This is a genomic window from Micromonospora sp. CA-248089 (genome assembly GCF_050948515.1).
GTDB lineage: Bacteria > Actinomycetota > Actinomycetes > Mycobacteriales > Micromonosporaceae > Micromonospora.
In genome coordinates this window covers 287426-311398 of sequence record NZ_CP192016.1, presented here as the reverse complement: position 1 = coordinate 311398, position 23973 = coordinate 287426, and the positions used below count along the sequence as shown (strand labels likewise).

The 23973-nt window shown below is 73.7% G+C and carries 25 protein-coding genes; 13 read left to right on the top strand and 12 right to left on the bottom strand.

Going from position 1 to position 23973, the window contains the following annotated elements:
- Window positions 1-363: 363 nt before the first annotated feature.
- A complete protein-coding gene (locus ACQP26_RS01575) occupies window positions 364-1947 on the bottom strand; it encodes an FAD-binding oxidoreductase (protein WP_433494744.1) in 1584 nt (527 codons plus the stop codon).
- Between the two features lie 100 nt (window positions 1948-2047).
- Here ACQP26_RS01575 and ACQP26_RS01570 point away from each other — a divergent pair, with 100 nt between their 5' ends.
- Window positions 2048-4141 (top strand): S9 family peptidase, encoded by a 2094-nt coding sequence (locus ACQP26_RS01570; RefSeq protein ID WP_433494743.1) that lies wholly within the window; start codon window positions 2048-2050, stop codon window positions 4139-4141.
- A 6-nt stretch (window positions 4142-4147) separates the two neighbouring features.
- Here the strand turns inward: ACQP26_RS01570 and ACQP26_RS01565 are convergent, their stop codons facing one another.
- Window positions 4148-5092, bottom strand: coding sequence for a threonine ammonia-lyase (locus ACQP26_RS01565; protein ID WP_433494742.1), 945 nt, complete (start codon window positions 5090-5092; stop codon window positions 4148-4150).
- A gap of 22 nt (window positions 5093-5114) precedes the next feature.
- On the opposite strand from ACQP26_RS01565, the gene ACQP26_RS01560 reads away from it, so the two are divergent.
- A complete protein-coding gene (locus tag ACQP26_RS01560) occupies window positions 5115-5258 on the top strand; it encodes a hypothetical protein (RefSeq protein ID WP_166455678.1) in 144 nt (47 codons plus the stop codon).
- Window positions 5259-5429: 171 nt separating this feature from the next.
- Here the strand turns inward: ACQP26_RS01560 and ACQP26_RS01555 are convergent, their stop codons facing one another.
- Window positions 5430-5996, bottom strand: coding sequence for a TIGR03086 family metal-binding protein (locus ACQP26_RS01555; RefSeq protein WP_269702938.1), 567 nt, complete (start codon window positions 5994-5996; stop codon window positions 5430-5432).
- Between the two features lie 31 nt (window positions 5997-6027).
- Between ACQP26_RS01555 and ACQP26_RS01550 the strand changes: the two genes are divergently transcribed.
- Window positions 6028-6816, top strand: coding sequence for a DUF6597 domain-containing transcriptional factor (locus tag ACQP26_RS01550; RefSeq protein ID WP_433494741.1), 789 nt, complete (start codon window positions 6028-6030; stop codon window positions 6814-6816).
- Between the two features lie 306 nt (window positions 6817-7122).
- Here ACQP26_RS01550 and ACQP26_RS01545 read toward each other — a convergent pair whose 3' ends face one another.
- The 6 genes from ACQP26_RS01545 to ACQP26_RS01520 are packed head-to-tail and all read right to left on the bottom strand — an operon-like array spanning window position 7123 to window position 12703.
- Complete coding sequence (locus ACQP26_RS01545; protein WP_269702942.1) at window positions 7123-8661, bottom strand: SpoIIE family protein phosphatase; 1539 nt, start codon at window positions 8659-8661, stop codon at window positions 7123-7125.
- A gap of 2 nt (window positions 8662-8663) precedes the next feature.
- Window positions 8664-10010 carry a sensor histidine kinase gene (locus ACQP26_RS01540; RefSeq protein ID WP_433494740.1) on the bottom strand — a complete coding sequence of 449 codons (1347 nt, stop codon included), beginning with the start codon at window positions 10008-10010 and terminating at the stop codon, window positions 8664-8666.
- Window positions 10007-11020 carry a SpoIIE family protein phosphatase gene (locus ACQP26_RS01535; RefSeq protein WP_433494739.1) on the bottom strand — a complete coding sequence of 338 codons (1014 nt, stop codon included), beginning with the start codon at window positions 11018-11020 and terminating at the stop codon, window positions 10007-10009. The genes ACQP26_RS01540 and ACQP26_RS01535 overlap by 4 nt, the downstream gene beginning before the upstream one ends.
- A complete protein-coding gene (locus ACQP26_RS01530) occupies window positions 11017-11436 on the bottom strand; it encodes an ATP-binding protein (RefSeq protein ID WP_121684395.1) in 420 nt (139 codons plus the stop codon). Before ACQP26_RS01530 ends, ACQP26_RS01535 begins: the two co-directional genes overlap by 4 nt.
- On the bottom strand, window positions 11433-11843 hold the full coding sequence (locus tag ACQP26_RS01525) for an STAS domain-containing protein (RefSeq protein ID WP_194802097.1): 411 nt from the start codon (window positions 11841-11843) through the stop codon (window positions 11433-11435). The genes ACQP26_RS01530 and ACQP26_RS01525 overlap by 4 nt, the downstream gene beginning before the upstream one ends.
- Window positions 11843-12703: an STAS domain-containing protein gene (locus ACQP26_RS01520; protein ID WP_269702949.1), complete on the bottom strand. Its 861-nt coding sequence runs from the start codon at window positions 12701-12703 to the stop codon at window positions 11843-11845. The genes ACQP26_RS01525 and ACQP26_RS01520 overlap by 1 nt, the downstream gene beginning before the upstream one ends.
- Before the next feature lie 159 nt (window positions 12704-12862).
- Between ACQP26_RS01520 and ACQP26_RS01515 the strand changes: the two genes are divergently transcribed.
- The gene (locus ACQP26_RS01515; protein ID WP_018789120.1) at window positions 12863-13219 is read left to right on the top strand and encodes an STAS domain-containing protein; all 357 of its coding nucleotides are present in this window, start codon (window positions 12863-12865) and stop codon (window positions 13217-13219) included.
- Between the two features lie 10 nt (window positions 13220-13229).
- Here ACQP26_RS01515 and ACQP26_RS01510 read toward each other — a convergent pair whose 3' ends face one another.
- Window positions 13230-14498, bottom strand: a complete 1269-nt coding sequence (locus tag ACQP26_RS01510; RefSeq protein WP_433494738.1) for an MFS transporter — start codon at window positions 14496-14498, stop codon at window positions 13230-13232.
- 49 nt (window positions 14499-14547) lie between these two features.
- Here ACQP26_RS01510 and ACQP26_RS01505 point away from each other — a divergent pair, with 49 nt between their 5' ends.
- From ACQP26_RS01505 to ACQP26_RS01490, 4 genes are all read left to right on the top strand, one after another.
- Entirely contained in the window at window positions 14548-15231 is a 684-nt protein-coding gene (locus ACQP26_RS01505; RefSeq protein ID WP_281579297.1) for a FadR/GntR family transcriptional regulator, read from the top strand.
- 40 nt (window positions 15232-15271) lie between these two features.
- A complete protein-coding gene (gene mscL / locus ACQP26_RS01500; protein ID WP_187690944.1) occupies window positions 15272-15742 on the top strand; it encodes a large conductance mechanosensitive channel protein MscL in 471 nt (156 codons plus the stop codon).
- Between the two features lie 76 nt (window positions 15743-15818).
- A complete protein-coding gene (locus tag ACQP26_RS01495; RefSeq protein WP_026268772.1) occupies window positions 15819-16067 on the top strand; it encodes a hypothetical protein in 249 nt (82 codons plus the stop codon).
- A 29-nt stretch (window positions 16068-16096) separates the two neighbouring features.
- Window positions 16097-16462, top strand: coding sequence for a hypothetical protein (locus tag ACQP26_RS01490; protein WP_269702955.1), 366 nt, complete (start codon window positions 16097-16099; stop codon window positions 16460-16462).
- Window positions 16463-16466: 4 nt separating this feature from the next.
- Here ACQP26_RS01490 and ACQP26_RS01485 read toward each other — a convergent pair whose 3' ends face one another.
- Window positions 16467-17678: a benzoate/H(+) symporter BenE family transporter gene (locus ACQP26_RS01485; protein WP_433494737.1), complete on the bottom strand. Its 1212-nt coding sequence runs from the start codon at window positions 17676-17678 to the stop codon at window positions 16467-16469.
- A 59-nt stretch (window positions 17679-17737) separates the two neighbouring features.
- Here ACQP26_RS01485 and ACQP26_RS01480 point away from each other — a divergent pair, with 59 nt between their 5' ends.
- The 5 genes from ACQP26_RS01480 to ACQP26_RS01460 all read left to right on the top strand — a co-directional run bounded on the left by ACQP26_RS01480 (window position 17738) and on the right by ACQP26_RS01460 (window position 22417).
- Window positions 17738-18301 (top strand): helix-turn-helix domain-containing protein, encoded by a 564-nt coding sequence (locus tag ACQP26_RS01480; protein WP_433494736.1) that lies wholly within the window; start codon window positions 17738-17740, stop codon window positions 18299-18301.
- Between the two features lie 93 nt (window positions 18302-18394).
- Window positions 18395-19114, top strand: a complete 720-nt coding sequence (locus ACQP26_RS01475; RefSeq protein WP_269702961.1) for a PP2C family protein-serine/threonine phosphatase — start codon at window positions 18395-18397, stop codon at window positions 19112-19114.
- Between the two features lie 52 nt (window positions 19115-19166).
- On the top strand, window positions 19167-20366 hold the full coding sequence (locus tag ACQP26_RS01470; protein WP_433494735.1) for a GNAT family N-acetyltransferase: 1200 nt from the start codon (window positions 19167-19169) through the stop codon (window positions 20364-20366).
- A gap of 39 nt (window positions 20367-20405) precedes the next feature.
- The gene (locus ACQP26_RS01465; protein ID WP_269702965.1) at window positions 20406-21155 is read left to right on the top strand and encodes a ZIP family metal transporter; all 750 of its coding nucleotides are present in this window, start codon (window positions 20406-20408) and stop codon (window positions 21153-21155) included.
- A gap of 113 nt (window positions 21156-21268) precedes the next feature.
- Complete coding sequence (locus ACQP26_RS01460; RefSeq protein WP_433496071.1) at window positions 21269-22417, top strand: hypothetical protein; 1149 nt, start codon at window positions 21269-21271, stop codon at window positions 22415-22417.
- A 441-nt stretch (window positions 22418-22858) separates the two neighbouring features.
- Here the strand turns inward: ACQP26_RS01460 and ACQP26_RS01455 are convergent, their stop codons facing one another.
- Complete coding sequence (locus ACQP26_RS01455; RefSeq protein ID WP_433494734.1) at window positions 22859-23941, bottom strand: NAD-dependent epimerase/dehydratase family protein; 1083 nt, start codon at window positions 23939-23941, stop codon at window positions 22859-22861.
- Window positions 23942-23973: the final 32 nt, after the last annotated feature.

Sequence of the window (23973 nt, the reverse complement as noted above, 5' to 3'; positions counted from 1 at the left end):
AGTCCGCCCTCGTCCCCTCCCGCCCGCCCATCGGCGGTGATCAAGGAGTTTGTGCTCTCTGGGGGCGCGAAATCTGACGCAAAGTCCTTGATCACCGGGTCGAGGTAGTGCGCGCGGGACGGGAGGCGGGGACGCGGGTGGCGCCGAGGCTGTGTGCGGGCCGGGGCACCCGGCAGGCGAGGGCGCCCGGCCAGGTGAGGGCGCCGGCCAGGTGAGCCGGCCAGGCGAAGGCGCCCGGCGAACACTGCCGTCGAGCGGGTGCCGGCACGGGTAAGGGCGGACGTCGGCAGGCTGGCGCTCGGGGATACGGCGCACCATCCGGTCGGCGAGCGCCGGAGCGTGCCGAGTCAGCGCGCGGGCTGGTCAGAGGCCGCCGGGGAGACGGCCGGGGGCCAGCCGGTGGTGCGGGTCCAGGTGGGCCTTGGCGCTGCGCAGGCGCGGCAACGCGGGCAGCTCGCCCCAGAGGTCCACGGCACGGCGTACCGCCGCGGGCGCGGCCACCACCACGCACCGGCCCCGCCGGGCGATCAGCACGCTGCGGACCGCGGTGAGGATCGAGGCGACCCGCTCCGGCGGCAGCGCGCCGGACAGGGCGGCGTGGACGGTGCCCGAGCCGGCCGAGCCGCGTACCGGCACCGGGCCGCCGGTCGCGTCGCGCAACGCGTAGACGGCCGCGTGCAGGTCGCCTATCGGCACCTCGATACGTAGCGCCGTGTCGCCGGGCGCGAACGGGTAGCGCCCCCACCATTCCGGCGCGTGGTGACTGACCATCGCCTCGGCACCGAGGACGGCGCTGAGCCGCTCGGCCCGCTCGGTCACGTCGGCCGGGCCGCCCTCCAGCAGCACCACCAGGCTGCCGGCAGCGGGTCGCCCGGTCACGGCCGGATGATCGGGGCGATTGATCACCGACGGGTGGGTCGGCGGAATGCGGCGCCGGGGCAGCGGTACCGGCACCGGCAGGTCCAGTTCGACGGCGGCCGGATCGACGCCCGCGGCCAGGACGGCCTGGACCAGGTCGTGCACCTCCAGTGGCGTCCACACCGGGCGGGACACCCAGAGCCGGCCGGCCGGGATGGCGTGCACCCGCATGGTGGCCGAGACCAGCACCCCGAGCCCGCCCTGCGAGCCGCAGAGCAGCCGGGCCACGTCCAGCCCGGGCAGGTCGCCGCGACCGAGGATCGCATCCCTGCCACCCGGAGCGTCGCCGAACGCACCACCGGCACCCCAGCCCGCGCCGCCCGCCGGACCGTCCGTCGGACCACCGGGTCCAAAGCCGCCACCAGGCCCAAAGCCGCCGGCACCCCGCCCGGCAGCACTGCCACCATCGCCCGCCGGACCGCGCCCGCTCGCCTGGCCACCGCCGCTGCCCGGGGCAGCCCGGCCGAGCGCCTCCGTGCCGGACTCGCCGACGCTCACCAGCTCACCGTCTGCGTCGAGGTAGCGCACCCCGACGAGCTGGGCGCACGGGCTGCCGTGCCGATGGCGCAGCGGACCGGACTCGTCGGCGGCGAGCACCCCGCCGAGGGTCGCGCCCGGCGACGGCGCGTCGACAGGCAGCCGCCGGTTGGTACGCGCCAGCGTGGCCTGGACCGCGCGCAGTGGCGTACCGGCGCCGATCTCGGCCACCGCCGCGTCGCGCGGCTCGTGCCAGACCCCGGCGAGGCGGCCCGTGTCGAGCATGATGTCCACCTGTGCCGGAGCGGCACCCCAGTCGATCTTCGTGCCGGCGCCGCGGGGCACCACTGTCAGGTCGTACGCCGCGGCCAGCCGCAACACCTCCGCCGCGGCGTGCGGGCCACCCGGCACCGCCACCCATCGGGCGGTACGGCCGGCCACCTCGTCGGCCGGACCGGCGAAGCGGGCGAACGGTTCGCCGCAGATCGCGGCCAGCTTCCGGGTGATGTCGAGGGCTCCGAGTCGGTCGGTGGAACGTGCCGCATCCGCCATGGCGGTTATCGTACACATGTTCGAAAGACCTGGCGGCGAGTCGCGGGATTCGGGCGGCGGGCGCGCCCGGCGGCGGCCCGCCGACCGGTAACGTGGCGCCGTGACCGAAACCCCACCGCCCGTCGCCAAGCGCGTCCCGACCGAGCGCGTCCATCACGGTGACACAGTCCTCGACGAGTACGCCTGGCTCGCCGCCAAGGACGACCCGGACACGATCGCGTACCTGGACGCCGAGAACGCGTACACCGAGGCGCGCACCGCCCACCTGGCCGGGCTGCGCGCGGAGCTGTTCGAGGAGACGCGCCGGCGCACCCAGGAGACCGACCTGTCGGTGCCGACCCGCAAGGACGGCTACTGGTACTACACCCGCACGGTCGAGGGTCAGCAGTACGGCGTGCACTGCCGGCGCGCGGTCCGGCCGGGCGAGACGGCGCCGCCGGTCAGCGCGGACGGCGCCCCGCTCGACGGTGAGGAGGTGCTGCTCGACGGCAACCAGCTCGCCGAGGGGCACGACTTCTTCTCCCTCGGCGCGTTCGACGTCAGCCCGGACGGGCGCTGGCTGGCCTACTCCACCGACTTCTCCGGCGACGAGCGCTTCACGCTGCGGATCAAGGATCTGACCACCGGCGAGTCACTGCCGGACGAGGTGCCGGACACGTTCTACGGCACGGCCTGGTCCAGCGACGCGTCCACGCTGTTCTACGTGACAGTGGACGAGGCGTGGCGGCCGAACCGGGTCTGGCGACACACCGTCGGCACCGCGTCCACCGAGGACGTGGTGGTCTACCAGGAGGACGACGAGCGGTTCTGGGTCGGTGTCGAGCTGACCCGCTCCGAGCGCTTCGTGGTCATCGACATCCACAGCAAGATCACCAGCGAGGTCCGGGTGATCCCGGCCGCCAACCCGACCGGCGAGCCCGCCGTCGTGGCCCCGCGGCGTCAGGGCATCGAGTACGCGGTGGAGCACCACGGCCACCGCTTCCTGATCCTGCACAACGACGGCGCGGAGGACTTCGCGCTGGCGTACACCTCGGCGGACACGCCGGGCGACTGGGTGCCGCTGATCCCGCACACGCCGGGCACCCGGCTGGAGGCGGTCGACGCGTTCGAGAACCACCTCGTGGTGTCGCTGCGCACCAACGGCCTCACCGGCCTGCGGGTGCTGGCGGTGGGCAGCGACGACAGCTGGGACATCAACTTCCCCGAGCCGATCTACAGCGTCGGGCTGGACGCCAACCCGGAGTACCGGACGAACGAGGTGCGGCTGCGCTACACCTCGCTCGTCACCCCGGACTCGGTCTACGACTACGACCTGGTCACCCGTGAGCTGACGCTGCGCCGGCAGAAGCCGGTCCGTCCCGGGCCGGACGGGCGGGCGTACGACCCGGCCGACTACGAGCAGCACCGGGACTGGGCGCCGGCCGACGACGGCACCCGCGTACCGATCTCGCTCGTCTGCCGCCGCGGCACGCCGCGCGACGGCTCGGCGCCCGCCGTCATCTACGGCTACGGGTCGTACGAGGCGAGCATGGACCCGTGGTTCTCGATCGCCCGGCTGAGCCTGCTCGACCGCGGCGTGATCTTCGCGGTGGCGCACATCCGGGGCGGCGGTGAGCTGGGCCGGCGCTGGTACGACGAGGGCAAGATGCTGGCCAAGAAGAACACGTTCACCGACTTCGTGGCCTGCGCCCGGCACCTCGTGAAGGCGGGCTGGACGGCGAGCGACCGGCTGGTCGCCCGGGGCGCCTCGGCCGGTGGCCTGCTCATGGGCGCGGTGGCGAACCTCGCCCCGGACGCGTTCACCGGGATCGTCGCGCAGGTGCCCTTCGTGGACGCGCTCACCTCGATCCTCGACCCGTCGCTGCCGCTGACAGTGACCGAGTGGGAGGAGTGGGGCAACCCGCTCGACGACCCCGAGGTCTACGCGTACATGAAGTCGTACACGCCGTACGAGAACGTGACCACCGTCGAGTACCCGGCGATCCTGGCGGTGACCAGCCTCAACGACACCCGCGTGCTCTACCACGAGCCGGCCAAGTGGATCGCCCGGCTGCGATCGCTGGCGCCGGCCGGCGACTACCTGCTCAAGACCGAGATGGGCGCGGGCCACGGCGGTCCCAGCGGCCGGTACGACTCGTGGCGCGAGGAGGCGTTCGTCAACGCCTGGATCCTCGACCGCGTCGGCCGCACGTGAAGCGGGTCAGGCGGCCAGCGCCGCGGTGAGCACGTTCGGGTCGGCGTTGCCGCCGGTCACGACCGCGACGGTACGGCCTGCCGGCAGCTCACCACTGTGGAAGAGCCGGGCGGCCAGGGCGACCGCGCCGCTCGGCTCGGCCACCAGTCGCGCGTCCCGGATCAGCCGGCCGGTGGCCGCCATGATCTCGTCCTCGGTCACCGTGACGACGCCGTCGAGCCGGTCCCGCAGGTGGGCCAGCGTCAACGCGGACAGGCTGGTCCGCAGCCCGTCGGCGCACGTCCGGTAGGTGCGTTCGACGTCCCAGACGACCACCTCACCGGCGGCGAGTGACTCCTGGGCGTCGGCGGCCAGTGCCGGCTCCACGCCGATCACGGCGGCGGACGGGCGCAGCGCCTTGACCGCAGTGGCCACGCCCGAGCCGAGCCCGCCGCCGCCCACCGGCACCAGCACCACTTCCACGTCCGGCAGGTCGGTGACGATCTCCAGCCCGACGGTGCCCTGACCGGCGATGACCGCCGGGTGGTCGAACGGCGGCACCAGCGTCGCACCGGTCCGGGCCACGATCCGCTCCGCCTCGGCGTGCCGCCGGGCCGGCGGCACCAGCCGTACGTCCGCGCCGAGCGCCCGCATCCGGGCCACCTTGACCTCCGGCGCGCCCTCGGGGACCACCACCGTGCAGGGCGCGCCGAGGGCGCGGGCCGCGTACGCCAGGGCTTGCCCGTGGTTTCCCGACGAGTGGGTGACCACCCCCCGGGACCGGGTCGCCGGATCGAGCCGGGCCACCGCGTGGGTGGCGCCGCGCAGCTTGAACGACCCCACCGGTTGCAGGTTCTCCGGCTTGAGCCACAGCTGATCGTCCCAGAGCACCGGCACCAACGGAGTCCGCAGCACGGTGCCGGCCACGTCCTCGACGGCGTCGCGGATGTCGGCGATCGAGATCAGCTCCATCGCACCAACCTAGACTGCCGGCATGAGTGCGGAGGAGCCCTCGGCGGCGCGACGGGGACCGACCTGGCTGATCCTCGTGGTGGTCGCTGCCGCGCTCGTCGTCTGCTGCTGTTCGACGGTGATCGGGCTGGTCGTCGCCGGCTCCGCCGGGCTGCTCGGCCGCTGACCGCCGGGCGGGACGTCGACCGTCCCGGCCCGGCGGGTGCCGCGTCCGTGCCGCTCGCCGCCCCGTGCCGGCAAGCAACAGCGGAAAGTGCGGGCCTTACCGAGCCATTCGGTACGCGGACCCGGCGCACCGCGGCCGAACGGCCCGCGCGGGACAACGCGGGCCGTTCGATCAGCGGGTCCAGGCCGGATCGCGCCCGGCCCGGCCGAGCAGCGCGTCCATGCTGGCCGGTGCCGCGTCGGTGGGCACCGGCGGGCCGAACGCGCCCATCTTCTGGCCCATGTCGCCCATCCGGTCCATGAACTCGTGCCCCGCCGCCACCACGGCCGGGTCCACGCTCAGCTCCTGGCCGGTGGCCCGCGCCAGATCCCATCCGTGGATGGTGAGGTCGATCAGGGCCATCAACCCGACCGTCTCCTGCGGCAGCCCCATCCCGGGCGATACGCCCTCCAGCGCGGCCGGGTCGGACCACGCCTCGATGAGCCGGGTCGCCTCGGTCGCGAACCGGTCGCGCCAGCCGTCGGTCAGGTGGTCGGTCTTGCCGGACCAGTCAACCTCCTCCCGTCGGGCCATCGTCTGGAAGTTGACCACCACGTCGAACAGGTGACCGAGCAGGTCACGCACCGTGTAGTCGGGACAGGGCGTGGGCAGGCCGAGTTGATCGTCCGAAATTCCCCGCACCACCGCGGCCGTACGCGGCGTCGTGACGGCGAGCAGCTCACTAGTCTTCGTGCTCATAGGGGCAGCGTAGGAGGGTGGTATTGAAGAAATGCGACACGAACCGCGGCGCGACAACCGCGGCATCCTCGACCCGGGCCGGTTGCGCCGGCAGGTGCGGTTCCGGCGCCGGATGGCCGCCCCGGCGCTGCGTCAGTGGGTCGAGCACTACTGGTTGATCGACTGGGATCTGGACGAGCCGTTCGAGCAACGGGTGGTGCCGCACCCGACCGTGAACGTGGTGTTCCAGGCGCAGGACGGCGCGGCCGAGCACGGTGAGATCGCCGGCGTCGACACCGGCCTGTTCGCCGTCACGCTGCACGGCGTCGGCCGGGTCTCCGGTGTCCAGTTCCGCCCGGGCGGTTTCCGGCCGTTCTGGCGGCGCCCGGTCGCGGAGCTGACCGGACGGCACGTACCGATCCCCGACGGGCCGGTCTGCCCGGGCACCGACGACGAGCGCTGCGCGCGGCTGGACGACCTGCTGACCTCGTGGTCGCCGGTCGCTGATCCGCTCGCCGCGGAGGCCACCGCGCTGGTCGAGGAGATCCGCGCCGACCGGACCGTGCTGCGGGTGGCCGACTTCGCCCGGCGGCACGCCGTCTCCACCCGCCGGCTCCAGCGCCTGTTCCTGGACCACGTCGGCGTCGGTCCGAAGTGGGTGATCCGCCGATACCGGCTCCAGGAGGCGATCGAACAGGCCGCCGCCGGGCCGCTCGACTGGTCGCGGGTCGCGGCCGATCTGGGGTACGCCGACCAGGCCCACCTGGTCCGCGAGTTCACCGCCGTCGCCGGGGTCTCACCCGCGGCGTACGCCCGCTCGCTGGCGGCCCTGGGACAGTGACGCGGGTCCGGCCCTGCCGAGCGCGGGCCGGCCCCGACTCCGCAGTGACGCACGGTGACAGTCGGCCCAGGCAGCGGGCCTCGCCTCGCGCCGCCTTTGCTCTGCACCCACTGACGCAGCACGCACGCGCGGTGACGGTAGCTGCGCGACGCCGTCGACCATGGGCAACGGAAAGTGCCTGCTCAGCCGCCTGCTGCGCCGATGGCTGCAGAGCAAAGGCGGCAGCAAGCCCGCTCGCTCGCCCGGGCGGCAGCGGTGACGCAGCGTGACAGGAACCTCAGCTACGGTACGTGACGGGAGCGCGCGTCAGCGGCGGCGGACCGCCACCACCGCCACGTCGTCCTGGATCTCCGGCGGCGCCAGCTCGACGAGCAGCCGCCGGCAGAACTCGTCCAGGTCGTCGTCCACCCTGGTGGCGGCCACGCCGAGCGCTGCCATGCCGTCGTCGATCGTGGCGTCCCGCCGTTCGATCAGCCCGTCGGTGTAGAGCACGAGCGTGGCCCCGGCGGGCAGCACGAACTCCAGGTCGGGCGGGCGCGGCGCGCGTACGCCGAGCAGCGGCGCGGACTGCGTCACGAACTCGACCCGCCCGTCCCGGCTCAGCAGTGCCGGCAGGTGCCCGGCGCTGGCCAGCCGGACCAGCCCGGTCGGCGGGTGGAGCAGCAGCACGCAGATGGTGGCCAGCTCGGTCGGCAGCAGGTTGCGCATCAGTTCGTTGACGCGGTCCAGGATCACGCCCGGCTGGTGCCCCTCGACCGCGTACGCCCGCACCGCGTGCCGCAGCTCGGCCATCACGGTGGCGGCGTGCAACGAGTGCCCGGCCACGTCGCCGATCGCCACCAGCAGGTGGCCGTCGAGCATCACCAGCTCGTAGAAGTCGCCGCCCACCTCGGTCTGCGCGCTCGCCGGCTCGTACCGGACGGCCAGGTCCAGGCCGTTCACGTCGGGGAGCCGCTGCGGCAGCAGGCTGCGCTGCAACGTCACCGCGATCCGGTGCTCCTCGTCGAAGGACCGCTGCGCCTCCACCGCCGAGGCGACCGCCTGGGCGAGTTGCACCAGCACCGGAGTACGAACGGTCTGGGTGGCGGTCGGCACCACCACGTAGAGCGGGGCCCGGTCCTCGCGCAGCCGGGAGGCGGCCACCGTGACGGTGTCGCCGTCCGGCCAGCCGGTCAGCGCCCAGTTGGCCGGTTCGTCGACGCGTACCCGGGTGCCGATCGGCACTCCGGTGTCGTCCACCACCCAGGGCACGATGGTGGCCGGCGTGTGCGGGTCGACCGCCACCCCGGCCAGGCAGTCCCCGTCGAACGTCTCGGCGACCACCGCCGCGGGCGCCTTGAAGATCCGCGCCGCGCCGCTCGCGGCGGCCTCCAGCAGCCGGACGAAGTTCGGCGTCGCGTGCATCTCCACAGTGGCGTCGGCGAGTGCGGCGAGCCGTTCGGCGAGCTGCTCGGCCCGCCGCCGGGCCTGGTAGTAGCGCAGCACCGCGTGGGCGGTGGCGACCAGTTCCTCCGGCTCGATCGGCTCGGCCAGGTAGGCGTCCGCGCCCCGGGTGAGGCCCTGCGCCCGGTCCACCACGTCGACGGCGTGCGCGGAGACGTGGATGACCGGGATCGACTGGTTTTCCGCCTTGATCCGCTCGCACACCTCGAAACCGCTCATGTCGGGCAGCCGTACGTCGAGCACCACGAGGTCGATGTGTTCCCGGGCCACCCGCTCCAGCGCCGACGTGCCGTTCTCGGCCTCGACGGTGATGAAGCCGGCCCGGGTCAGCCAGTTGACCAGCAGGTATCGCTTGGGGCCGCTGTCGTCGACCACAAGCACGGTCACCGGCCCGCTGTCCACCGTCACGCTCCGCCCGCGGGGAGGACCACTGTGAACGTGCTGCCCCGGCCGGGTTCGCTGGTCAGCTCCAGCGTCCCGCCGAGCAGCGTGATCAGCCGTCGCGCGTACGGCAGGCCGAGCCCGGTGCCACCGACCCGGGTCGTGCCGGGCACCTGGTAGAACTCCTCGAAGACCCGTTCGTGCAGCTCCGGCGGGATGCCCACGCCGGTGTCGGTGACCGACAGCGTCCACTGCTCGCCCCGGTACTCGGCGCGCAGGCGCACCTCGCCTCGCTCGGTGAACTTCAACCCGTTGTGCAGCAGGTTGCGCAGCACCTGGGCGAGCAGTACCTCGTCCGAGCGCACGGTGGCCGGCGACGGCGGTTCCTCGACCACCAACTCCACCTCCGGACGGGAGGCGAGGGCCCGCAGCGTGCCGCGCAACTGCCCGAAGACGGCGCGCAGGTCGACGTCGGACCAGTCCGGCTCGATCCGGCCCGACTCCGCCTTGGCCAGGTCGAGCAGCTCGTTGACCAGCCCCAGCAGGTCGCCCGCCGAGGAGCGGATCAGCCCCACCTGGCGGGCCTGCTCACCGGTGAGCGGGTCGGAGGCGGAGTCGGCCAGCAGCCGGGCCAAGCCGATGATCGCGGTGACCGGGGCGCGCAGCTCGTGGCTGACGTTCGCCAGGAACCGGCTCTTCGACTCACTCGCGGCCCGCAGCTGGGCGGACTTCTCGTCCAGCTCGGCGTAGAGCGCCACCACGCCGCGGTTGGTCTCCTCCAGCTCCTCGGTGAGCTGGTTGTAGAGCGCCATCACGCCCCGGTTGGTCTCCTGGAGTTCGGCGTTGAGCACCGCCAGCTCGTCGCGCTGGCTGCGTACCTCGTCGAGGGCGCCGATGAGCTGCGCGTTCTGGGCGGCCAGCTCGTCCAGGGCCGAACCCGGGGCGCGCTCGGCCAGCTCGGCACGAAGCTCGGCGGCGCGCTCCGCCGTCAGCTCCCCGGCATGGTCGGGCACTCGTCGGGACATCCTGACGACCGTATCGCCCTCGACGGCCACGACCCGCAACGTGTCCACCAGACGCGCGACGGCACCGGACTGCGGCTCGTACCGTCCACCGGGCAGCGGACGCAGCGGCGACAGGTCCACCTGCAGAACCCGGCGGCCCACGCCGTCGCGGTCGAGGGCGAACGTCACGTCCGCGCCGTCGACCCCGTGCAGCAGCTCCCGCGCCACCTCGCTCAGCGCCGTGGCGATGCGTACCTGGTCCTGGTGTTCCAGCCCGACCGCCGCGGCCACCTCCCGGCCGCGCTGCCGGACCAGGAAGATGTCCTGCTCCACCCGGAGTGCGAGATGCAGGAGGGGTTCGGTCATGCCGCCCCCCGGGCCACCAGGACGCAGGCGTCGTCGCGACGGACACCCGCGTCACGCAGCAGGGTCGCGGCGGCCAGCAGGGGGGTGCGGCCGGCGAGCCCGGGATAGTCGTCCAGATCCCAGCGATCCACCACCCCGTCACTGTGCATGACCAGGGTGGCGTCGCGCGAGAAGGGGTAGTCGTACCCGCGGATCGTCGGACGCTGGTGCCCGGCGATGCCCGGCAGCGAGACCAACCCGCGCCGCCGCTCGCCCGGCGCCACGATCATCGCGGCGATGTTGCCCAGCCCGGCGTAGCGGAGCAGCCCGGCTGCGGGATCCGGTTCGGCCACCGCGAGTGCGGCGCCCCGGGTGTGCGACATGGCGCCGTGCAGGTGCCGCACCACGACATCCGGCGGACCGTCCGGCGCCGAGCGGAACGCGGACACGGCGGCGCCGGTGGCGGCGGCGGCCAGAGGCCCGTGGCCCAGCCCGTCGGAGACGAGCACCTGCCGCCGTCCGTCGACTTCGCGGACCGCGTACCCGTCGCCGCTGCTCTGCTCGCCGGTGATCGGCCGGGCCAGCCCGGCCGCCCATTCCGGCTCCGGCGGCGTGGTGTCCCAGACCTGGACGACCAGGACCGTGCCCCGGCCCGGCAACGAGTAGCCGTCGAACCGGCTCGACTGCCGGGCGATCGCGCCGAGCCCGATGCCGAGCGTGCCGGCGGTGGAGTGGCCGTCGACCGAGGAGAGCGTCAGGTCCGCCATGCCGGGGCCGGAGTCGATCGCCACCAGCTCCACCCCGGCGTACTCGCCCCGGCGCGCCGGACGCATCAGCAGCGTGCCCTCGCGGGCGTGCTTGACCAGGTTGCTGGTGAGCTCGGCGGTGACGATGGCCAGGTCCGCGACGCGCGGCGCGCTCAGTTCGAGCTGACGGCCGAGGCGCTCGGCCGCCCGGCGTACGCTGCCGGCTGTCGCGCCGGTGTCGACCCGGAACCAGATGCCGTGGTCGGGTACCACGTCGGCGGTCATCTGGACCACTTGGTGACGGTGATCCGCGTCCCCTCGCCGACAGCCGTGCGGATGTCGAAGTCGTCGACGAGCCGGCGGGCGCCGCTCAGTCCCAGGCCCAGCCCGCCGCCGGTGGTGTAGCCGTCGGTGAGCGCCAGGTCGAGGTCGGGGATGCCCGGGCCCTCGTCGGCGAAGACGATCCGCACGCCACGCCGGCGGCCGTCGGACACGGTGCTCACCTCGGCGCTGCCCCCGCCGCCGTAGATCAGCGTGTTGCGGGCCAGCTCGCTGGCGGCGGTGACGAGCTTCGTCTGGTCGACGAGGGAGAGCCGGACCGCGACGGCTGTGGTACGCACCAACTGCCGGACCCGCACCACGTCCTCGTCGCTGCGGATCGCCTGGGTCGCCGGCACACCCAGGTCGACGCCCGTGGTCATGCCGTCGCCGTCGTCTCGGTGTCCTCGTCGTCGGCCGCCTCGTCCCAGTCGTCGGCGCGGCTGGCCGCGATCAGCTCCATGCCGCGCTCGACGTTCAGCGCGGTACGGATGCCGTTGAGCGACAATCCCAGCTCGACCAGGGTGATGGCGACGGCCGGACGCATGCCGACCACCACCGTCTCGGCGTCCAGCACCTTCGAGATGGACGCGATGGTGGACAGCATCCGGCCGACGAAGGAGTCGACGATGTCCAGCGCCGTGATGTCGATGATCACGCCGTGGCAGCCGGTGGCGACGATCCGCTCGGCCAGGTCCTCCTGCAGCTGGATGGCCGTCTGGTCGGACATGTCGACCTGGATGGAGACCAGCAGGATGTCGCCGATCTTGAGGATCGGCACGCGTTCCATCAGGACTCCCGCCGCGGGCGGCGAGCGGTGGTCTCGACCCCGGTCAGGCGCAGCACATGGCGCAGCGCGTCGGCGAGGCTCGCCTTGGTGGCGATGTCACCGAACTCGATGCCGAGGGCGACGATCGTCTGGGCGATCTGCGGGCGGATGCCGGAGATGATGCAGTCGGCGCCCATCAGCCGGGCGGCCACCACGGTCTTGAGGATGTGCTGCGCGACCTGCGTGTCCACCGCCGGTACGCCGGTGATGTCGATGATCGCGTACGGCGAACCGGTGTCGACGAGCGTCTGCAGCAGCCGCTCCATCACCACCTGGGCGCGGGCCGAGTCCAGCGTCCCGACCAGCGGGACGGCGACCACGCCCTCCCAGAGCTTGACCACCGGGGTGGACAGCTCCAGCAGCTGCTCCGCCTGGTCGGCGATCAGACTCTCCCGGGCCCGGACGAACGTCTCGAAGGTGAACAGACCCATCTGGTCGACGAGCGCGGAGAAGGCGACGAAGTCGCGCAGGGTGTCGTCACCCTTCTCCTCCTCCATCAGCTCCAGCAGCGCGTCCTTGAACGCGAACACGCTGATCGCGGTCTCGGTGGCGGAGAATCCCTGGCGGGCCCGGTTGGTGGACAGCTCGGACAGCACCGCCCGCAGCTCACCGCCGTGCTCGTCGGCCAGATCGGCGACGCCCTGACTGCCGGCGTCGACAAGCGCGCGGTGCAGTTCCTGGACCTGCCGGGCCAGCTCGGCACGGCTCAGGCGACCGCGCAGCGAACTCGCGACGATCTCCGTCCAGCGGTTGGTCAACCGGTCCGCGTGCTGACTGAGCAGGTGGGCGAGCCGGCCACCCTGTTCGGCACTCAACGCCATGCTGACCTCCCTGATTTGGACGGGCGGACTCTATCACCGGGGCCTGACGCGGTACTTGTCGCGGAGCAAAGAATGATCGACCGCATCCGTGACCGCTCCCGTTCTGCGCGGCGCGCCCGTCGTGGGATACCGTTTCCACCGAACACAGGAGGTCGACGAATGTCCTTGACGGTGCACACGGAACAGCGCGGCGACGTGGTCGTCGTGTCGGTCGCGGGCGAGCTGGACATGGCCACGGCACCGCAGCTGCAGGACCAGATCACGGATCTGCTGGACAAGGGGCGCAGCCGCCTGGTCTTCGACCTGGCCGAGGTGTCGTTCTGCGACTCCACCGGCCTGTCGGTGTTCGTCCGGGCGAAGAACAACTGTGACGAGGCCGGCGGCGTGGTCCGCCTGGCCGCCCCGCAGCGCGGCGTGCTGCGCATCCTCGAGGTCAGCGGCCTGGTCGAGGTGCTGCACACGTACCCGACGGTCGAGCAGGCCGTCGCGGGCGACCCCACCCCGGCCTCCTCCTGACCGGTCCCGCTCAACGCTCGTCCTCGATGTAGCGGGGACGAGCGATCACCATGCCCGCCGCCGTCTGCACGGCGAGCGCCGCCAGCAGGAAACCGATCGGGGCGGTCCAGCCACCGGTCGCCTCGTAGAGGATGCCCACCAGCAGCGGCCCGAGTGCGGCGATCACGTAGCCGGTGCTCTGCGCGAACGCGGACAGCGCCACGGTGCCCTCGGCGGTCCGGGCCCGCAGCCCGATCGTGGTCAGGATGAGCGGGAACGCGCCCTGGCCGAGCGCCAGCAGCAGCACCCACAGCGGCGCCAGGCCGTGCGGGGCCAGCGCCAGACCGGTGTACGCGGCGGCGGAGAAGACGGTCAGCGACAGCACCAGCGGCCGGAGCGTGGCCAGCCGGCCGGCCAGCGTCGGCATCATCAGCGCCACCGGCACGCCCAGCGCGGTCACGCCGGCGAGCAGCAGCCCGGCCGCCTCCGGCCGGTAGCCGGCGTCCCGGAAGAGCTGGGCCAGCCAGCCCATGATCGCGTACCCGCTGAGCGACTGAGCCCCGAAGTACACCGCCATGGCCCAGCCGAGCCGGGTCCGGGCCGGCTGCACCCGGGCCGGGGCGGCGACGGCCACCGCCGGGGGCGCGTTCCGTCGCGCGGCGCGGGCCCGCAGCGCCAGCGGCACCCACGGGAGTACGGCCAGCGCGGCCAGCCCGGCCCAGATGCCGAGTCCGGCCCGCCAGGAGCCGAACGCGTGCGCCACCGGCACGGCGGCCGCGGCGGCCACCGTCGTGCCCACCGTCAGGGCCATCGTGTACGCCCCGGTGACGAGTCCGGTGCGGTGCGGGAAGTGCTGCTTGACGAGCATCGGCAGCAGGATGTTCGCCACCGCGATGCCGGCGAGCGCGAGCGCGCTGGTGAGCACGAAGACCGCGGCCGAGCCGGTGAGCGCGCGCAGCACCTGCCCGACGGTGAGCGCCAGCATCGCCAGCACCAGCACCCGGGGCGCGGCCCAGCGGCGGACCAGCCAGGGGGTGAGCGCGCCCAGCCCGGCGAACGCGATGGTGGGCAGCGTGGTGACCAGACCGGCCATCGCGCCGGAGAGGCCCAGCCCGACCCGGATCTCGTCGAGCAACGCACCGAGGCTGGTCACCGCGGCCCGCAGGTTCAGCGCGACGAGCAGCATCCCGGCGAGCACCAGCAGACCGCCCCGGACCGGGCCGACGGCAGGGGCGGGACCCGCCGCGGGGGTGACGCCCGGTGCGGGCACTGTCGCGGCGGGCGCAGGTGGCGGAGTCATGACCTCGAACCTACAATCATGGGATGAATTTCGGCACGAGGTGTAACCGGTGACACCCGCCCGGGATTCCGTCGCCGCGCCTCCGCGCGGTCACCGGGTCCGGCAGACGATCGAGCAGCTCCGGGAACGGATCCTCGGCGGCGAGTGGCCGGTGGGCGGGCGCATCCCCACCGAGCCCCAACTGGTCGCCGCGCTCGGCGTGGGGCGGAACACGGTCCGCGAGGCGGTCCGGGCGCTCGCGCACGCCGGGGTGCTGGAGTGCCGGCAGGGCTCCGGCACCTACGTGGTGTCGACCGACGAGCTGGCACCCGTGGTGGCCCGCCGGCTCACCGACGACCGGATGACCGAGGTGATCGAGGTCCGGCGCGCGTTCGAGGTGGAGGCCGCCCGGCTCGCCGCGTTGAGGCGTACCCCCGAGGACCTGGCGGCGCTCGACGGCGCGCTCGCGGCCCGCGAGGCCGCGTGGCGCGGCGGCCGGGTGGACGAGTTCGTCGAGGCGGACGCCGCGCTGCACACGGCCGTGGTGGCCGCCGCGCACAACGCCATGCTCGCCGAGCTGTACGCCTCGGTCGGCGCCGCGCTGCGCAGCACCGTGGCCCAGGCGATGGGCGAGGCGCTGACCCCGGAGCGGTACGTGGATCACGGCCGGCTGGTGGAGGCGATCCGGGCCGGCGACCCGCAGCGGGCGGCGATCGAGGCCGGTGCTTTTCTCGAAGGGCCCGCCGGGGCATAGGTTGTCCCCGACGCAGACTCATCAGGGCACGGGAGTACGGATGCTCAAGGGCTTCAAAGACTTCATCATGCGCGGCAACGTCGTCGACCTGGCGGTCGGTGTCGTCATCGGCGCGGCTTTCACAGGCGTGGTGACCCAGCTCACCAAGTCGTTCCTGGAACCGCTGGTACGCGTGTTCATCGCGCTGATCACCGGCAGCAAGGACGGCCTCAGCGGCTCCACCCCGAAGTTCCGGGGCATCCCGTTCGACTGGGTGGCCTTCGTCAACGCGGCGATCACGTTCGTGCTCACCGCGGCGGCGCTGTACTTCCTGGTCGTCTACCCGATGAACAAGCTCGCCGAGCGCCGCAAGCGCGGCGAGGAGCCGCCGCCGTCGGCCCCGAGCGAGGAGGTCAAGCTGCTCACCGAGATCCGCGACGCGCTGCTCGCCGGCAACCACGGCACGCCCGGCCAGCGCAGCGCCCTGGACGACGTGCTCGGCCGCCGGCAGGAGCCGCCCGCGCCGCGCTGACGCATAGCCGATCGGCCCTCGCGGGAATCCCGCGGGGGCCGACGTGTATCGAACACATGTTCGATAGAGTCCGGGCATGGAGCAGCGCAGGCACTGGTGGAACGGGAAATGGGGACGGCTCGCCCGGCGTGACGTCTTCCTCCGGGTGGACGGCGACCGCTGGCACGTGGAGCAGCGGGCCGGCGGCGCCGAGGGGGTCTCCCGGTTCTACGAGCACGCCAGCGTCGAGGAGGCCGAGGAGACGGTCCGGGCGCTGCTGGACGGCACCGACACCTGGCGCGAGTTGTCCCCCCGCCCACCGGGCGGCTGGGCGCCCTCCGTTTAGCGCCCGCACGCCCCGGGAACCGCTTCTGCATGAGCCAGCAGCAGGACACCGTCTCCCGGGTCACCACCGGCATGCGGGTGGTCGACTCCGCAGGCGTCGAGGTGGGCACCGTCGATCTCGTGCAGCGCGGCGACCCGGCCGCGGTGACCGTGCAGGCGCCCGCCCCTGTCGACCCGGGCAGCAGCCTCGACGAGCTGATCGAGTCGGCGGCGGCCGAGGAGCCGGACGTACCGGCCGACCTGGCCGCCCGGCTGCTGCGCGACGGCTACCTCAAGGTCTCCACCGAGCTGGTCCGCACCGGCGCGGTCTACGTGCCGGCCGACCGGATCGCCGCGGTGAACGACGGCGCGGTACGTCTCACCGTCCCGGCCGCGGAGCTGCCCGCCGAGGAGTGACGGGTCACCCGGTCCGGCCGGAAAGCGACGGGGCGGATTCGGTCCGGGGCGGCTCGACCGGCGGGGGCGCGGCCCGGCGGCGGAACAGCAGCAGCATCAACCAGCCCGCGACCAGTCCCCAGAACGCGCCGCCCACTCCGAGCAGGCTCACCCCGGAGGCGGTGACCACGAACGTCACCACCGCCGCCTCCCGCGCGTCCGGCTGGGCGACCGCCGCGGTGACCGCTCCGGCGAGCGCGCCGAGCAGGGCGAGCCCGGCGACGGCCTCGACCAGCACCGGCGGGGAGAGCAGCACCAGGGCGGTGGCCACGCCGGCGCCCAGGCCGAGCAGGGCCAGGCCGATCCCGGCGGTGACCGAGGCGATCCAGCGCCGCTCCGGGTCCGGGTGGGCGTCCGGGCCGGCGGCCAGCGCGGCGGTGATCGCGGCAAGGTTCACCGCGTGCCCGCCCGCCGGGGCGCCGAGCGCGGTGGCGATGCCTGTCACCCGCAGCGCCGAGCCCAGCGGAGCGCGGTAGCCGTACCCGGCGAGCACCGCCGTGCCGGGCACGTTCTGGGCGGCCATGGTGACCAGGAACAGCGGCAGCGCGAGCCCGACGACGGCGGGCAGCGTCCAGGCCGGGGCGGTGAGCGCGACGACCGGTGCGGCGTCCAGCCGGGCCGGGCCGGTGGCGGTGAGCGCGATCGCGACGACCGCCACGGCGAGCGCGCCGGGTACCGCCCAGCGGCGGGCGAACCGGTGCAGCAGCAGCCAGACCAGCACCACCGGCCCGGCGAGCCGGGGGACCTCGACGAGGGCGCGTACCGGAGCCGTGCACAGCGGCAGCAGCACCCCGGCGAGCATGGCGGAGGCGATCGGGGCGGGGATCGCGGCGACCGCGCGGCCGAGTGCGGGGATCAGCCCGGCCGCGATGATCAGCAGCCCGGCGAGCAGGAAGGCGCCGACCGCGGCGGGCCAGCCGCCGGGGACCGGCCCGGTGGCCACGAGCAGCGCCGCGCCCGGCGTGGACCAGGCGATGGCGAGCGGCAGCCGGTGCCGCAGGCCGAGCCATACCGCGCAGGCGCCGCTGGCGACGCAGAGCGCGAGCAGGCCGGAGGCGGCCTGGTCGGGGTTGGCGCCGACCGCGCGCAGCCCGGCCAGGACGACTGTGAACGAGCTGGCGAAGCCGACCAGGGCGGTCACCACGCCGGCCAGGACGGGTTGGAGCCGACCCCCCATTGCTCTCCTCCTCCGACCGTTCCGTTTACGGAACGGCACGGTGTAGCACGATAGCCCCCATGACAGCCGCCGCACCAGCCGACGACCAGGGAGCCCGGGAGGTGGGCCGGCGCATCCGCTCACTCCGTACCGAGCGGGGGATCTCCCTGTCCGAGCTGGCCCGCCTCGCGGGCGTCGGCAAGGCCACGCTCTCCGGCCTGGAGAACGGCGTGCGCAACCCCCGGCTGGAGACCCTGTACGCGATCACCGCGCAGCTCGGCGTACCGCTGACCGCCGTGCTCTCCGCGCCCGGCGAGGCGCCGACCGTACGCGGGGCCGCGGTCGGCGCCACGCTGCTGGAGGTGTTCGACGACCGGGAGGCGACCTACGAGCTGTACCGGATGCGGGTCGCGCCGGGGCCGGCGCAGCTCTCCCCCGCCCACTCCACCGGCGTGACCGAACACGTGACGGTCTTCGCCGGCGTGCTCCGCGCCGGCCCGGCCGACGCCCCGCTGACCGCCGGTCCCGGTGGCTACCTGCGGTGGACCTCGGACGTGCCGCACACCTACGCGGCGGTGGGCGGGGAGGAGGTCCACGCGAGCCTCCTGTTGCGTTATCCTCGTCCGTCCACACCGGACAGTTGACGCATACCCAGGATGCAAGCGGATGACATTTCTTTCAGCAGACCCGCGAGCGCGTGCAGACGCGGAGCCGTTCTTCTTGGCAAGCTTGTCGTCATGACGCTCATCCTCCGCTCGGCCATCCTCAACGACGTCGGCCTCGTCCGGACCAACAACGAGGACTCCGCCCTCGCCGGTGACCGCCTCGTGGCGGTGGCCGACGGCATGGGCGGGCTCCCCGCCGGCGAGGTGGCCAGCGAGATCGTCATCCGGATCCTGGACGAGCTGACGCCGCCCACCGGCGCCGACGAGGCGGCCGACGCGCTGCGCGCCGTCGTCAGCACCGCGAACCAGCGCATCCGCGCCGCCATCACCGTCGACCCGGCCCGCGACGGCATGGGTACGACGCTCACCGCCGGCCTGCTCGCCGGGGACACCCTGGTCCTGGCCCAGGTCGGCGACTCCCGCTGCTACCTGCTGCGCGACCACGAGCTGACCCAGCTCACCCGCGACGACACGTTCGTCCAGGCGCTCGTCGACCAGGGCGCGCTCTCCCGCGACCAGGCCCGGCACCACCCGCAGCGCTCCCTCGTCACCCGCGCGGTGCAGGGCTCCGACGCGCCGCCCGCGGTCGGGGCGCTCACCGTCTTCCCCGGCGACCGGCTGCTGCTGTGCAGCGACGGCCTCTCCGACTACGTGGAGGACGCCGCCATCGCCGCCGCGCTCGCCACCTACGGGGACCGCCAGCAGTGCGGCGAACAACTGGTGAAACTGGCCCACCAGGCCGGCGCGCCGGACAACGTGACGGTGGTCATCTCGGACGTCACCGAGGCGTGAGCGAGCGCCCTTTCCGGTTGCGGACCGCGCCCGGTGCGGTTGGGATGAACGGATGCACATCCGCCGGCTGGCCGCCGATGAACGACTGACCACCAGCTTCCCGCTCCAGGCGTACGCGTTCGAGGCCTCGCCGATGGTCGCCTCCCGGACCGACCAGTTCCGCGCGTACCTGCCGTACAACGCCGGGAACACGACGCTGGTGGCCGAGGAGGACGGGGTCACCGCGGCGGCCGTGTCGGCGATACCGATGCGGCAGAACCTGCGCGGGGCGGTGCTGCCGATGGCCGGTGTCGCGGGCGTGGCCACCCATCCGCTGGCCCGTCGGCGCGGCCACGTCCGCGCGCTCATGCAGCAGCTCCTCGACGGCGTACGCGACGAGGGCCACCAGCTCACCGCGCTGCACCCGTTCCGCGCCTCGTTCTACGAGCGCTTCGGCTACATCGGGCTGCCCCGGCGGCGTACCGCGATCTTCAACCCGGCGGACCTGGCGCCGCTGCTGCGGGCCGAACTGCCCGACGAGCTGGTCTGGGAGCGGATCGGCGTGGGGTATCCGCGCTGGCGCGCGTACACCGAGCGGTGCCTGCGCGAGCGGCACGGCTTCGCGGTCTTCCCGGACTTCCGCGCGGTCGGCCTGCGCGACCGGGACGACCGCTGGCTGGTCAGCGTGGTGCGCGGCGGCGAGACGGTCGGCGCTGTCACCTACCGCATCGACGACCACGCGGGCACGCTGTTCGCCGACGACCTGTTGGTCGACGACGCGTACGCCCGCGCCTCGGTCCTCCAGTTCTTCGCCCGCCACGTCGACCAGGTGGCCCGGATCAGCGTCCAGGTGACCCCCGACGAGCTGCCCGAGCTGTGGCTCACCGACCTCGACGTGCAGGTGGAGGCGCGGGTCGCCCGGCCCGACCCGACCGCGCCGATGGCCCGGCTGCTCAGCCTGGACGCGCTCGCCGACCAGCCCGTCGGGGTCGGCCGGGTGCTGGTCGAACTGGTCGGCGACCGGTGGCTCGCCGGCCGCCACCTGCTCGACGGCACCACCGGCAAGCTCGCGGTGCTGCCCGCGCAGACCGCCGCCGAGGGCACCGTGCCGACCGCGCGGCTCACCGCCGCCGGGCTGTCCGCCCTGGCGTACGGGGTGCTCGACCCGGCCGAGGTGGTCGTCCGCGGGCTGGGCGAGGTGCCGGTGGACGCGGCCGGTGAGCTGCGCCGCCTCTTCCCACGCGAGCTGCCGCACCTGTTCGCCGACTTCTGACCCGGTTGACGGCACCGCGCCGGGGGTAGGGTCCAGCGCGTGCCGGAGTGGCTGGAAGCGGGATTCTGGGGCCTGCTCGCCGGGTCGGCCCTGCTGATCGGGGCGGCCGTCGGGTTCTTCGCGCGCGTACCGCGCCGGGTGACCGCATCGGTGATGGCGTTCGGGGCGGGCGTGCTGCTGTCCGCCGTCTCGTTCGAGCTGATCGACGAGGCGCACGAGCAGGGCGGCCTGCTGCCGGTGGCGATCGGCGCGGCGGCGGGCGCGCTGCTGTACACCGGGGCGAACGTGCTCCTGGCCCGGCACGGCGCGCGGCACCGCAAGCGTTCCGGCGACGAGCAGCCCTCCGAGCGGGAACAGCCCGGCTCGGGTACGGCGATCGCGGTCGGGGCGCTGCTCGACGGCGTACCCGAATCGGTGGTGATCGGCGCGAGCCTGCTCGCCGGCGGCCCGGTCAGCCTGGTCACCGTCATCGCGGTGTTCCTCAGCAACGTGCCGGAAGGGCTCTCCAGCGCGGCCGGCATGCGGCAGGCCGGCCGGACCCGGCGCTACGTGTTCGGGCTGTGGACGGCCATCGCGTTGGTCTCCGGCGCGGCGTCGCTGGCCGGGTACACGCTGCTCGGCGGCGCGCCGCCCGAGGTGCTGGCGACGATCACCGCGCTCGCCGCCGGTGCGATCCTGGCGATGATCACCGACACCATGGTCCCGGAGGCGTTCGCCGACGCGCACCTGCTGGTCGGGCTGATCACCGTACTCGGCTTCCTGGTCGCGTTCGCGCTCTCGCACGCCTGACCGGCGCACGCGGCGTCGCCTGCCGCCGCGCGGCCGCCGGCTTAGCGGTGGGTTAAGGATCGCCTGTGGAGTCGTGCCGGGGCGGCCGGTCCTCCTAGCATCGGGCGGTGCGCGTGAAGTCCGCTGTCACCCTGCTCGCCCTCGCCCTGACGACGGCGACGCTCCCCGCCTGCGGCGGCGACGATCCGGCCCCCGCCCCCGCCCCGGCCGCCGCCACACCGGCGGCCTCCGGCGCTGCCCCGGCGGCCTCCCCGAGCGGACGGGCCGGTCTCGGCAGCGCCCGGCCGAGCCCCGGCGCGGCCACCGTCACGTTCCGCGCCGGCAACCCGGACGGCCGGGCCGCCGTACCGGCCGAGGCGCGGGCGGTGGACACCTCGCGCCCGACCCGTACCGTCGGCAGCGGCACCCCGGCGAGCTGCACCTCGGAGGCGGTGGTGAAGGCCGTCGCGGCCGGCGGTGTCATCACCTTCGACTGCGGGCCCGCGCCGGTCACCATCACCATGAAGGCCACCGCGAAGGTGGTGAACTCGCACGGCCCGCGGGTCGTGCTGGACGGCGGCGGCACTGTCACGCTGAGCGGCGGCGGCAAGCGCCGGATCCTCTACATGAACACCTGCGACGAGGCGCAGGGCTGGACCACCTCGCACTGCCAGAACCAGGACCACCCGCGGCTCACCGTGCAGAACCTGACGTTCGCCGACGGCGACTCCACCGGCGACCGGACCGAGGGCGGCGGAGGCGGCGCGATCTTCGTACGCGGTGGGCGGTTCGCCGTGATCAACTCGCGGTTCGTCGACAACCGCTGCGACCGTACCGGCCCGGACCTCGGGGGCGCCGCGCTGCGCGTGCTCAGCCAGTTCGAGAACAAACCGGTGTACGTGGTGAGCAGCACCTTCACCGGCGGTGTGTGCGCGAACGGCGGGGCGCTGAGCAGCATCGGCGTCTCCTGGACCGTGCTGAACAGCGTCTTCCGCGACAACCGCGCGGTCGGTACGGGCGCGAACCCGGCCCGGGGCGGCACGCCGGGTGGCGGCAGCGGCGGCGCGATCTACTGCGACGGCAACGAGTTCGCGGTGCGGATCGCCGGCACGGTGATCGAGGGCAACAGCGCGAACGAGGGCGGTGGCGCGATCTTCTTCGTCAGCAACAACCGCACCGGCACCCTGAAGATCGACAGCAGCACCCTGTCTCGTAACCCCAGCCGAGGCTTCGAGACAAAGGGCCACCCGGGCATCTTCTTCCTGGGCGCCCAAATCTCCTGACCCGTCCCGCCCTGCCCTGCCGTGCCCTGCCGTGCCCTGCCCGCCGCGCCCCGTCGATCATGAAGTTGGCGGTCCCCCCGTCGGCGTGTCGCGCCGTCAACCTCATGATCGCCGCCCTCATTGCCCTGCCCCACCCATCCCGCCCTGCCGATCATGAAGTTGACGGTTCCGTCATCGGCGTGTCGCCCCGCCAACTTCATGATCGCCGAGCAATCCCCGGCCGGAGAGCGGCAACTCCGCCCGCGCTCCCTCGCGCCCGCCCCCGGCTCGGTGATCAAGGGGTTTGTGTCCTAGTTGATCTCTGTGCGCAACACAAACTCCTTGATCAACAGGGCGAGGTAGGGCGAGGCGGGGTGGCAGCGAGGCGGGGCGAGGGGGGCCAGAGCCGGGCCGGGCCGACGCCGGACGGGACAGGGCAGCGCGCAGCGGCGAAGCGCGGGGTCAGTAGGGGTTGGGGTGACCGGGGAGGTCGCCTCTGGTCAGGGGGGCGGGACGGCCGGGCAGCGTCGGGTCCGGGGACAGCGGCGGGGAGTCGGTGCCGGCCCGAGCGGCCATGCCGGCGAACAGCTCCTTCAGGGCGGTCACCGTGTCGATCCTCGGGCTCCAGCCGAGTTCGGTCTCGGCCCGGTGGCTGGACATCAGCGGCACGTTCAGCGCCAGGTCGACCCAGCCGGTGTCGACCGGCTGCAGCCGCGCCCGCCAGGTCACCGCCGCCGCGGCGCGCAGCACCGGCACCGCCACCGGCACCGTCCAGCCGTGGAAGTGCCGGGCCACCAGCTCCGGCGTCAGCACCGGGTCGGCCGCCACGTTGAAGGCGCCGCTCGCATCCCCGACGACCGCCCGGGCGTACGCGTCCGCGACGTCGTCGGCGTGCACCGCCTGCATCCGGAGTCGCCGGTTCGACGGCACCAGCGGAATCCGGCCGTACCGGAGCAGGCGCACCGGCACCAGCGGGCCGAGGAAGTAGCGGCTGATCTCCGTACCGGCCTCCCGCTGGAAGATCAGTCCCGGCCGCAGGCGTACGACGCGCAGGTTCGGGTGCTCCCGCTGCACGCCGTCGAGCAGTGCCTCCACCTCCGCCTTGTCCCGGCTGTACGACGACGTCTCCACCCCGGTCGCCGGCCAGTTCTCGCTGACCGGGTGGTTCTTCGGGCCGGGCGCGTAGGTGCCGACCGACGAGGCGTACACCAGGGCCGGAACGCCGACGCGGACGGCGGCCTCGATCACCGCGCGGCTGCCGCCGACGTTCGTCCGGTAGAGCGTGCGCCGGTCGTGGCTGGGCTGGATCTGCCAGGCCAGGTGTACGACTGCCCGCGCCCCGGCGAAGATCCGCACGAGCTGGTCGGCGGCGCCCGGTGCGCCGATGTCGCAGGAGTGCCACTCCACGTCGTCGTACGGTTCACCGGCGTCCGGTCCGGGCAGCCGCCGGGCCACGCCGACCAGTTCGGTGCCCGCCTCCCGCCGCAGCCGGCGCAGCACCGCCGTCCCCACGTTGCCGGTCGCCCCCACGATCACGATGCGCATGGTCGTGCCGTACCCGCTGAACCGGGCAGCAA

Excerpts from the sequence above, each read along its gene's own strand:
- ACQP26_RS01575 (WP_433494744.1), bottom strand. The coding sequence starts at position 1,947 with ATGGCGGATGCGGCACGTTCCACCGACCGACTCGGAGCCCTCGACATC.
- ACQP26_RS01485 (WP_433494737.1), bottom strand. The coding sequence starts at position 17,678 with ATGGGGGGTCGGCTCCAACCCGTCCTGGCCGGCGTGGTGACCGCCCTG.
- ACQP26_RS01520 (WP_269702949.1), bottom strand. The coding sequence starts at position 12,703 with ATGGCGTTGAGTGCCGAACAGGGTGGCCGGCTCGCCCACCTGCTCAGT.
- ACQP26_RS01470 (WP_433494735.1), top strand. The coding sequence starts at position 19,167 with ATGCACATCCGCCGGCTGGCCGCCGATGAACGACTGACCACCAGCTTC.
- ACQP26_RS01555 (WP_269702938.1), bottom strand. The coding sequence starts at position 5,996 with ATGAGCACGAAGACTAGTGAGCTGCTCGCCGTCACGACGCCGCGTACG.
- ACQP26_RS01550 (WP_433494741.1), top strand. The coding sequence starts at position 6,028 with ATGCGACACGAACCGCGGCGCGACAACCGCGGCATCCTCGACCCGGGC.
- ACQP26_RS01565 (WP_433494742.1), bottom strand. The coding sequence starts at position 5,092 with ATGGAGCTGATCTCGATCGCCGACATCCGCGACGCCGTCGAGGACGTG.
- ACQP26_RS01560 (WP_166455678.1), top strand. The coding sequence starts at position 5,115 with ATGAGTGCGGAGGAGCCCTCGGCGGCGCGACGGGGACCGACCTGGCTG.
- ACQP26_RS01510 (WP_433494738.1), bottom strand. The coding sequence starts at position 14,498 with ATGACTCCGCCACCTGCGCCCGCCGCGACAGTGCCCGCACCGGGCGTC.
- ACQP26_RS01535 (WP_433494739.1), bottom strand. The coding sequence starts at position 11,020 with ATGACCGCCGACGTGGTACCCGACCACGGCATCTGGTTCCGGGTCGAC.
- ACQP26_RS01515 (WP_018789120.1), top strand. The coding sequence starts at position 12,863 with ATGTCCTTGACGGTGCACACGGAACAGCGCGGCGACGTGGTCGTCGTG.
- ACQP26_RS01540 (WP_433494740.1), bottom strand. The coding sequence starts at position 10,010 with ATGACCGAACCCCTCCTGCATCTCGCACTCCGGGTGGAGCAGGACATC.
- ACQP26_RS01480 (WP_433494736.1), top strand. The coding sequence starts at position 17,738 with ATGACAGCCGCCGCACCAGCCGACGACCAGGGAGCCCGGGAGGTGGGC.
- ACQP26_RS01455 (WP_433494734.1), bottom strand. The coding sequence starts at position 23,941 with ATGCGCATCGTGATCGTGGGGGCGACCGGCAACGTGGGGACGGCGGTG.
- ACQP26_RS01490 (WP_269702955.1), top strand. The coding sequence starts at position 16,097 with ATGAGCCAGCAGCAGGACACCGTCTCCCGGGTCACCACCGGCATGCGG.
- ACQP26_RS01475 (WP_269702961.1), top strand. The coding sequence starts at position 18,395 with ATGACGCTCATCCTCCGCTCGGCCATCCTCAACGACGTCGGCCTCGTC.
- ACQP26_RS01495 (WP_026268772.1), top strand. The coding sequence starts at position 15,819 with ATGGAGCAGCGCAGGCACTGGTGGAACGGGAAATGGGGACGGCTCGCC.
- mscL (WP_187690944.1), top strand. The coding sequence starts at position 15,272 with ATGCTCAAGGGCTTCAAAGACTTCATCATGCGCGGCAACGTCGTCGAC.
- ACQP26_RS01525 (WP_194802097.1), bottom strand. The coding sequence starts at position 11,843 with ATGGAACGCGTGCCGATCCTCAAGATCGGCGACATCCTGCTGGTCTCC.
- ACQP26_RS01530 (WP_121684395.1), bottom strand. The coding sequence starts at position 11,436 with ATGACCACGGGCGTCGACCTGGGTGTGCCGGCGACCCAGGCGATCCGC.